At 40.4% G+C, this 9416-nt stretch carries 6 protein-coding genes; 4 read left to right on the top strand and 2 right to left on the bottom strand.

All coding sequences use genetic code 11. The annotated features are described in order from the left end of the window. Position 1: 1 nt before the first annotated feature. Positions 2 to 1000 (bottom strand): glycosyltransferase family 4 protein, encoded by a 999-nt coding sequence (locus CQ839_RS22945; RefSeq protein ID WP_103670624.1) that lies wholly within the window; start codon positions 998 to 1000, stop codon positions 2 to 4. Positions 1001 to 1318: 318 nt separating this feature from the next. On the opposite strand from CQ839_RS22945, the gene CQ839_RS22950 reads away from it, so the two are divergent. From CQ839_RS22950 to CQ839_RS22960, 3 genes are read left to right on the top strand one after another with little or no spacing between them, the layout of a single operon-like run. Further along, positions 1319 to 2392: a polysaccharide biosynthesis/export family protein gene (locus CQ839_RS22950; protein ID WP_103670625.1), complete on the top strand. Its 1074-nt coding sequence runs from the start codon at positions 1319 to 1321 to the stop codon at positions 2390 to 2392. Beyond that, the gene (locus CQ839_RS22955; RefSeq protein ID WP_146048794.1) at positions 2389 to 3816 is read left to right on the top strand and encodes a hypothetical protein; all 1428 of its coding nucleotides are present in this window, start codon (positions 2389 to 2391) and stop codon (positions 3814 to 3816) included. Before CQ839_RS22950 ends, CQ839_RS22955 begins: the two co-directional genes overlap by 4 nt. Continuing rightward, the gene (locus tag CQ839_RS22960; RefSeq protein WP_258040849.1) at positions 3813 to 5162 is read left to right on the top strand and encodes an O-antigen ligase domain-containing protein; all 1350 of its coding nucleotides are present in this window, start codon (positions 3813 to 3815) and stop codon (positions 5160 to 5162) included. The genes CQ839_RS22955 and CQ839_RS22960 overlap by 4 nt, the downstream gene beginning before the upstream one ends. Here CQ839_RS22960 and CQ839_RS25835 read toward each other — a convergent pair whose 3' ends face one another. Continuing rightward, positions 5163 to 7316 (bottom strand): sugar transferase, encoded by a 2154-nt coding sequence (locus CQ839_RS25835; RefSeq protein WP_103670627.1) that lies wholly within the window; start codon positions 7314 to 7316, stop codon positions 5163 to 5165. It lies immediately after the preceding gene. Between the two features lie 686 nt (positions 7317 to 8002). On the opposite strand from CQ839_RS25835, the gene CQ839_RS22970 reads away from it, so the two are divergent. After that, entirely contained in the window at positions 8003 to 9220 is a 1218-nt protein-coding gene (locus tag CQ839_RS22970) for a glutathione S-transferase family protein (protein ID WP_103670631.1), read from the top strand. Positions 9221 to 9416: the final 196 nt, after the last annotated feature.

The following is a 9416-nucleotide window of genomic DNA, read 5'->3' on the forward strand; positions in this document are numbered from 1 at the left end:
TCTATGATTTCCTAATTAGCTGTTCAGATAGCTTATCCCATTCTATTAGATATCTCTCCCATGCGCCGCGCACCGATTCTCTACCATTATTACCCCAATCAAGGAGCGTTTGCGGCGAAGTTTTATGAATATTCACAACTTGCACGATCGCCTGTTTCAACGACTCGGCAGTTGGTTCAGCAATTAATCCACAGTCAATTACCTGTTCGGTCAGTCCATCAACATTCGTCACAATTACAGGTTTAGCAGCAGCTTTAGACTCAACACAGACATTGCCCCAAGGTTCCCACCGAGAAGGAATGACAGAAACATCGCAGGTTTCTAGAAATTTGGGGACATTTGTCAACTTTCCTACAAATTGAATACGGCGATCGCCATTCGCCATTTGTCGCAATAGTTCTTCCTTTTCACCATAGCCGCCAATCAACAGGTCTATATCTAAGTCGGGTAGCCCTTGCATTGCTTCGAGTAACAACTCGATTCCTTTTTGATTAGAAAATCGACCATAGACTCCAAAGATCAACTTTTCCCCCAAAGGCTTAACAGGTAAAGCCAAGAAGTCTTCTAGTACACGACATTGCTGAATTACTGACAATTTTTGAGGATTGACCAGTTTGTTACTTAGCATCCATTTACCTTGGGCGTGGGAAACTGCCACTACATAATTTGCGATCGCATGTGCTAATTTTAAAACAAGTCGAAATCGCCATTTAATAGGTACATTAATTGCTTCAAAAGATTTTGAATAATGATGATCATGAATAAGGACTTTGCCATGCGATCTCAAGCGCCGTAAGAGAGGCAAAATGCTCCATGATGATGCATCGTGAACGATGATTAAATCTGGCTTTAAGGTAGATATTTGTGCTAAAGCTTCGTCAGGCGTGAGCAGCAGAAAGTCATATTTCTCAGCCAGACGCGATCGCATCAAGCTATTAGTACAAGCAGTTACCCCACCTACATTGCGATCGCTTAGTAAATGTAGAATTTTAGGTTTCATAAAGTTTAAAAAATTTTTTGTAGCGCACAACCTTACTTGTTATCAAAAAAGATCCCCTTTTTATTATCTACTTAATTTGCCTAATTCTATAGTAATGATTGAGTTAGTTAGAAAAAATCAAAAATCAAAAGAGTAATGGCTACGCAAAGTGTCGCCATTACTCTTTTGGGTTTTATATCCTAAGCAAAACTTACATTGCAATAAGAGCAATATGAGCCCTTTTATTTTGATCGAATATCACTTTCTTGAAAGATCGCGATCTGTCCCACTCACTTTTACTGCTATATAATTAGATGTGACAATGAGGGAAATTTTCGCATGAGGCTACTTGCTAAATACATACTTAAAGTAATTCCTTTAGCCCTTATATCGATCACTGCGTCATTTGCCTTTGTAAATGGGGTAAATGCCATTCCACTGTCGCAGGGCGATCGCTTAAGGGTTTTAATTCCTGAGGGAGAACTATTTAGTGGGGTGTTTGAAGTCAATCTAGATGGCAAAATTCAGGTTCCATATCTCGATCCAATTTCAGTGCAGGGGCTAGAAATTAATGCGGTAAAGCAAAAGATTTATGACGCTTTAATTGCTCAGAAATATTTTCAACCAAAATTTTTGCAAGTCAATGTCAGCATCTTGCAATGGTCGGCTATTCAAGTAACGGTTTCGGGGGAAACATTTCAACCAGGAAGAATAATCGTCAATTCGCGATCGGCAGAAGATCGATCGCAACAGCAAAGTGTGTCTTCGGGAGACTATCCTCCTGAACGATACCTAACAGCAGCTCTGCGTGGCGCGGGTGGAGTTATGCCCAATGCTAATATTAAAGAAATTCTTTTGATTCGTAATGGTAAAGAACAAAAGATTGACTTCACAGGCATTTTTACAGGTGATCCTGTGGAAGATGTTCCTCTAGTAGCAGGCGATCGCATTATCGTGTCTAGATTGCCTCAACCTCAAAATCAATTCGTGCGACCTTCCCAAATCACACCTCCCGGTATTCGAGTATTTCTCTCAAATCTAACTAATTCAGCTACTAGTAATTCTAGTTCGGCAATTAAATCCGATGGTTCTTCCTTTCCTTATGGGGCGAGATTTTCTCAGGCAGTTGTGTCCGCTAACTGTGCTGGAGGTGTAGTTACTGCCCATGACCGACACGCTTTACTTGTGCGGGTTGATCGCATTACAGGCGAGACTAGTTCGTGGGATCGTTCTATAGAGCAGATTATGAGAGATTCCAAGAATGATAATGACAACCCTTTTTTGATGCCTGAAGATACAGTTGCCTGCTATGACTCCACAACTACAGATGTGAGAGATGTGTTTTCTACTATCTCCGATGTTCTGAATCCTTTAAATCTGCTCTTCGGCATCTTTGGAGGAAACAAAAAATGACCGATATTTCTACTTCCTCATTGAAACGACTTTCTATATTGGGTAAGAATAATTTCCTTAGATACTCCCGATATATTGCCTTGGGGCTTGTTGCTAATGTAGGACTATGGGGAATGGCGCTATTCTATCTAAAAGTAACGCCACCAGTTTATGTCAGCAAGTGGGCGATGATTATGCCTGGGAATGGGCTGGGCGTGAATGTTAGTTTGGCAGATATTGGACAGACTTCTGCTTCTAGTAGTTCTCCATTTGGGGGGTCAAGTATGGATCCAAGAGCTAACTATCAATTTATTCTGACAGATGAGAGTCTTTTAGAAATTGCTGCCGAAAGTCAGAAAATTCCACTCAGCAAATTTGGGAAGCCCAAAGTCAAGTTAGTCGATAACACTTCGATCATGGAGATGGAAATCGGGGCAAGGACACCTGAACAGGCTAGGGAAAATGCCACAGCCGTCATAGAAGCTTTGCAATCTCGGTTAAATCTTCTAAGAGCAGAGGAAATTGATAAGCGCGGAGAAAACAACGATGTAACCTTGAAAGATGCTAGAGACAAACTGCAATTCGCACAAAAGAAACTTTCTGACTATAAGGCAAGTTCAGGCTTAAGCTCGTCAAATCAAGTTGGTGAGCTATCTACAAATATTGAAACACTTCGCAAGCAAAAAGCCGAGATATTTGCCCAAAAAGAACAAATTTCTAGCCGCTTTCAAGAACTATCTGATAGCTTGGGAATGACTGTCCCAGAAGTAGCTGATGCTTTTGTCCTCCATGCCGATCGCCAGTTCCTCCAAAATTCTAAGGACTATACCGAGGCAAATACCACATTAACTGTCATGCAGACAAAGTGGGGAATCAATCATCCTTTAGTCGTCAAAGAGGCGGCAAGGCAACAATCTGCTAGAGATGCTATGATTGAGCGTGCTAGTGCGATTCTTCGCAAGGAAGTCACGCCAAAGTATATTGAACATATAGTGTTGGGTGAAAATTCGGGCTCAAGTAGAGAAAATTTATTTCGCGATCTGATTGGTTTTCGGGTTGATCAGCAAGGTGCGATCGCGCAAAATGAGGCGCTACAGGCTCAAATCTTCCAGCTAGAAGATCGCTTGCAGTCTTTAGTCCAAAAGCAAGTCGCCTTAGAGAACTTACAACGTGAGGTTCAAATTGCCGAAGCCGTATTCGCCTCTACTTTGGCAAAAATAAATTTAGCAAAATCAGATATTTTTACAGCCTATCCGTTAATACAGCTTCTTTCTAAGCCTTCGCTACCTGAAAAAAAGTCTGCGCCCCAACCAACCGTTGTGTTTATAGGAACTGGTGTCGGTTCAATTCTCGTCACAACAGGCTTAGTCATGCTGTGGTGGCGTAAAGAGATCAAAAGCAAAATAGTTTTATCAAAGAATAAACCTGTGGAAGTAGCCCAGTGAAACGAGAAAATATCCAACCTGAGAATTTTGCCGAAAAGGTTATTTGGTATTCAATCATTTGGACTTATTGGTTCTACTTGATTGGAGGGTTGTATATCTTAGGAGCAGTTTTAGCTTGGATCTTGTTTTTTCATCTTTGTCATAAATTATGGAAACAAAACGAGCAAACTCCTGAAGAAGAAAAGATACATATTCCTTGGTCAATCTGGGTGTGGATTGCAGGAATGATAATGATGGAAGTTGCTCTCGTGATTGGTCATCTGGATTTTAATCTAAGCTTAGGAGAAATCATTAAATCTACGATTGGTTGGGCAAAAGGATGGGCTTTACTAGCCCTTTATCCTTTAGTGGGATGTCTTAAGATTCGACCAAAGTTAATGTATCGTGCGGCAGCATTAGTTTGTAGAACGAGTCTGCTAATTTCTATTCCATTTGTTTTAGCATTCTATCTTCGTTTACCTCAAAAACTTTATGTTTCTCCTCTTAGGGCGATCGGAGGACCTAGTGATGCTTTTTTTGAGGTAATGCTTTATGAAATTGATCCTGGGGAAGGTAAGCCTAGATGGAGACTATATACCCCTTGGGCTCCTGCTGCTGGATTTGTCGCGAACATCTACTTCTTTATGATCATTCATGAGAAAGATCTAAGATTGCGCTGGCTAGGAATTGCAGGTTGTGTGGTCATTTGTCAAATTTCAGCCTCACGTCTGGCTCTAGTCTGTTTGCCTACGGTTTGGTTGGTGAGTCTATATATGTCAAAGCTCAGCCGTCCTCCCTTTCTAATTGCATCTGGATTTGCCAGCTTTTTTATAAGCATTTCCACTACTCAAATAATTGAGTCAATCAATGATTTTTCAGAAAAATTTTCGGCAGCCCGAAAAGATTCTTCGCGTGTGCGTGCAGCTCTAGGAAGGATAGCAGTCTATCGATGGGAAAACGAAGCTCCCATTTGGGGGCATGGAGTTGTTGTTAAAGGACCTCACATGGTAGAGTTCATGCCTATTGGCTCTCACCACAGTTGGTTTGGATTGCTATATGTTAAAGGAATAGTTGGATATATATCACTTGCTATTCCTATGGGTTGTAGTTTTATCCATATGTTATATCTTTCTCAAAGGAGCACACCTGCTAAAGTTAGTTTATGTATGGTAATGGTGCTGTTTTTCTATACTTTTGGTGAAAACCTAGAAATTTTGGCATATTTGTTTTGGCCAGGTTTAGTGATGATGGGAATTGGAACACAGCCCAAGTATATAGAAAAAGAAAAAGAAAAAGATATAGATATAGAATATGAAGAGATCATCGAAGATGATTCTACGAGTAACGAAGTTCTACCTAATAGTTAATTATACAGCGCTATTTTTGCGATTTAGTAACACCATGATTGTTCTGAAGATTAACCACAGATCGTATTTTAAGCTCCAGTTTTGCTTATAGGATAAATCAAATTCCATTACCTCTTCAAAGCTTTTGACACTCGATCGCCCATTGACCTGCCATACCCCAGTCAGACCAGGCTTAACATCCAGACGACTCCATTCAGTCATTTTTTCGTCAGTATATTCATTTTCTATCTCATAGAGTCCAACTTCGCCGAAGGTCGGTGGTCTTGTCCCGACAAGGCTCATATCGCCCATCAAGACATTCCAGAACTGGGGAAGTTCATCTAGGCTAGTTTTCCGCAGAATTCGTCCAACTTTAGTGACCCTCGGATCATTACTATTCTTAAAGAATTTGCCGCCATCATTACTGGTACTGCTTCCATCTGTTGAATCAGAAATCTGGTTAGTAACTTTTTGCTTCAACATTTCCGCATTTTTTACCATTGAGCGAAATTTCCAGATCCCAAAAGGTTTGCTCATCAGCCCCGCTCGCTTTTGCATGAAAAGCACTGAACCATGGCTTTCCAATTTAATAGCGATCGCAATCGGGATGGATAAAATTGCAGTTATTCCTAACCCAATTAAGGAGCCGCATATATCAATGAGGCGCTTCGGGAGACTGCGAACCGATGGATGAACTGGAACTCTAGGATCTAACTCGATCGCAGGATAAAGAAAATACATTAAATAGGCGATCGCACATAATACTGGAACATTAATCAGCTTTTGATAGATGTGATATAAAATTACTGCAAAACGATTTGAATGACTTTGCGATCGTGGGTTTTTATTTCTCGATAAACGGTTCGTACGTGTTGCTGACTCGATGTTAAAAATACTTGCTAGCTTGGTCATTTTTAAAATCGATAGCACCTGTGGATTAACACTCCAAAGCACTAATTCCGTTGGTTCTGGTTTGACTGATTGAATATCTTTCTGACGAAGGACTTTTAGACAAGACACCAATGCGCCGATACCTGAGCTATCCATAAACTCGGTATTTGACATGTCAATAATAATTTTGCTAAAGCTCTCATCATCTTGGCACAATTGTTGAAAATCTTCCTTCAATTTCCTTGCCTCAGGATTGAAGATGTTTTGAGGTGTACTAATTAAGACGGTTTCATTAAAACTAGTGATTTGGACATCATTCAATCCAAGCTTTGCTGATTCCTGCTCATTGCCAGTAGGAATATATATAGCTTCAGGATAAAGTTCAGCGATCGCCTCGGAACGCACAATCAGTAAATCCAAGGCTTTCCATGAGCGTAGAAGACGAGCGGACAGGCTCAGATCTCGAATGCGGGTCTTCGACTCCACAAAGATGACTTTGCTCTTGTATAAGTACTTAGCCGCTAACAAAAATGGAACCGCGACTCCAGCGCCAGTTGACAGCACAATTTCGGGGCGCTCTGTTCGTAATACGCTAATTGATAATAATAAATTCCGTGCCAAATTAGGCAAATTACGATTTGTGGGACTATGCGCCCAGTATGCTTTTTCCTCACTTAGTTCAGTATTTGTTGTACCAGTTTTAAATGTGACCCATGTTCTTTGTGCATAGGTTTGCCAATATTGCTTCAGCCCCTGCATCCCTTTAAAATGTCCGCCAGATGAGCATATCAGCATGAGTTTGTCATTGTCTTTACTGGGATAGCGATCGCCCAAATAGTCACATAAAAGCTTATCCTCAGCAAAATTTGGAGAACCATTGGAAATCATAATTAGTTTTAAAAATTTCACTAAATCTGCTGGGGATCTAGCAATTAACACACCTTGATTTTCTAGTTCATCCGCCATTTCTAATTGATGATTGTCCACATGCTCATGGAATTTGACTGTACGGGGTACTAGTATATAAGGCTTATCGAATTCTTCGAGTAATAATGCACTACCCTCGCCACAATGCGCAATCACCACACTTGCTTGCTTAACGAGCTCTTTAAATTGTGTCTCTGGAATTATTTTACTAATCCGAACATTGTCAGGCAATCTTGTTGAAGCCCCATACTGGATGACTACTTCTTCGTTAATGATACCCTCTTTAATTAACAAACTGATCCAATCCATTAACGAATTGAATGGATACTGCTCAGTGCCAACTGTAACAAGTATCATAAATTTAATAGTCCCCGATTGTTTTACTAAATATATATTTGGCTACATGAGACTTGGTTAACTTAATGAACTGGTGTTACGTGGAAGAAATTCCTGCGATGGGGGAAACTTGGGTCTGGCAGGAGGCAAATCCCCTACAGAACATGAATTGTTTAGGTAGGGGCAACTCCCCCTGTGGTTGCCCTGCTTCGCGATTCAGCAAGAAATTCATCATCTGAATCCCACGTAACATCAGTTAATTAGGTAATTAAAAGTATTTTAAGTCATTATATTATTATTTGTTTAGATCATCATAGATATCTGATTATTCTTTGTTTTACAAAAAACTATTAGCTTGAAAAAACTAAAGTTAGTCTACACATTTTCTAATAATTGAATTGTAGCAGATTGTTCATAAACCTTATTTCTTTCGGCATAAAGTCAGGGATGCTGACTTTATGCCGAAAGAAATTTTCATAATGATAATTACTGGTATAAAGTATTGCAGCGCTTTGCGATACTTTTTAAAATACCAATCTACAAAAGTGTGGTAACACTTTTGTAGATTAAAAACCAAGCTCAGTAAGAGTTTTAAAAACACAAAATGGCGTAGCCATTTTGTGTTTTGGTATAATCTAGAGTTCAGATTCTCAGAGAACGGCCATAAGCTCAATCTCAATCAATTCACCCTCAACACAGATGCTTCTATGACTATTCCCCCTCTAAGCTGGACTGAATTAGAATCTCTCACAGACTTCCAAATAGATACTATCAATGGTCCGACTAACTCACAAGCTAATTTGCGTCTGTTTGGACATGATGAGTCTGATGTGCGCGTGACTTTATATCGAGACCATCATGCATGGTGTCCCTACTGCCAAAAGATTTGGCTGTGGCTAGAGGAAAAACAGATTCCCTATCGCATTAAAAAAGTAACTATGTTTTGCTATGGCGAAAAGGAAAGTTGGTATAAGCAGATAGTTCCTTCAGGAATGTTACCTGCGATCGCATTAGACGGACAGATTATTACTGAAAGCGATGATATCTTGATTGCCTTAGAAAAAGTTTTTGGCTCTCTTCGTCATGGCATGACCGACTCTCAAGTAATCCCGATTAGAAGACTGGAAAGAATCTTGTTTAGAGCTTGGTGTGAATGGCTCTGTCGTCCTGTCAGTTCAGCAGCACAAGAGCAACGCCATCGCCAGCAATTTATTGAAGTCATGCAAAAAATAGAAGAGGTGTTGGGCAATTCGCCTAGCCCTTATTTTCTCGAAGATTTTGGTACTGCGGATGTAATTTTTACGCCATATGTAGAGCGGATGAATGCTAGTCTCTACTATTACAAGGGTTATTCCATGCGCGAAGCTAATCCGAGGATGTCTGCTTGGTTTGATGTGATGGAAAGCCGCCCGACCTATCGCGGTACTCAGAGTGACTTTCATACCCATGCTCATGACTTACCACCTCAGATGGGAGGCTGCTATGAGAATGGAGAACCGCAGATGCTCATTAATAAAGAAAGAGTAGATTATGGCTCTTGGTTTGGGCTTCCAGATGTGACTTATCCAGAACCAGCTAACTCTCGGCAAGAAGCATTGCAACGAGTAATCAAGCATCGCGCTAATATTATTAAGGTCAATCCTGCGAATAATGAATTGTTAGATCAGGCGTTGCGCTGTGCTCTGACGAATATGATGACTGAAGAGGAATGTATCCCACCATCAGATTCTGATATTGCTTTGCGATATCTGCGCGATCGCATTAGTGTCCCTCGCGATATGTCGATCTATGCTGCTAAGCGTCTGAGAGAGGCTCTTGAAAAAACTGCGGCTTTAGTAGGCGATCGGCAAAGTCCACCAATTCCTGTCAGAAATCGCCGAGATCAAGATCCAGCAAACTTTAGTTCTCTTTTATCAAAAAATTAAGGGTAATCTCATACAGAGTTTTGCTCTGTATGAGATTACTGATATTATACCAATTCACAAAAGTGTGACGACACTTTTGTGAATTAAAAAACAAACCCAGGAGGGGTTTTATAGCAAAGTAAGGTTAAGATAGGACATAAAATTGAAACAGAAGAGACAGAAAAAGAAACGAAAATGACAGCAGCTTACAGCATAG

This window comes from Pseudanabaena sp. BC1403, from assembly GCF_002914585.1.
Classification (GTDB): Bacteria; Cyanobacteriota; Cyanobacteriia; order Pseudanabaenales; family Pseudanabaenaceae; genus Pseudanabaena.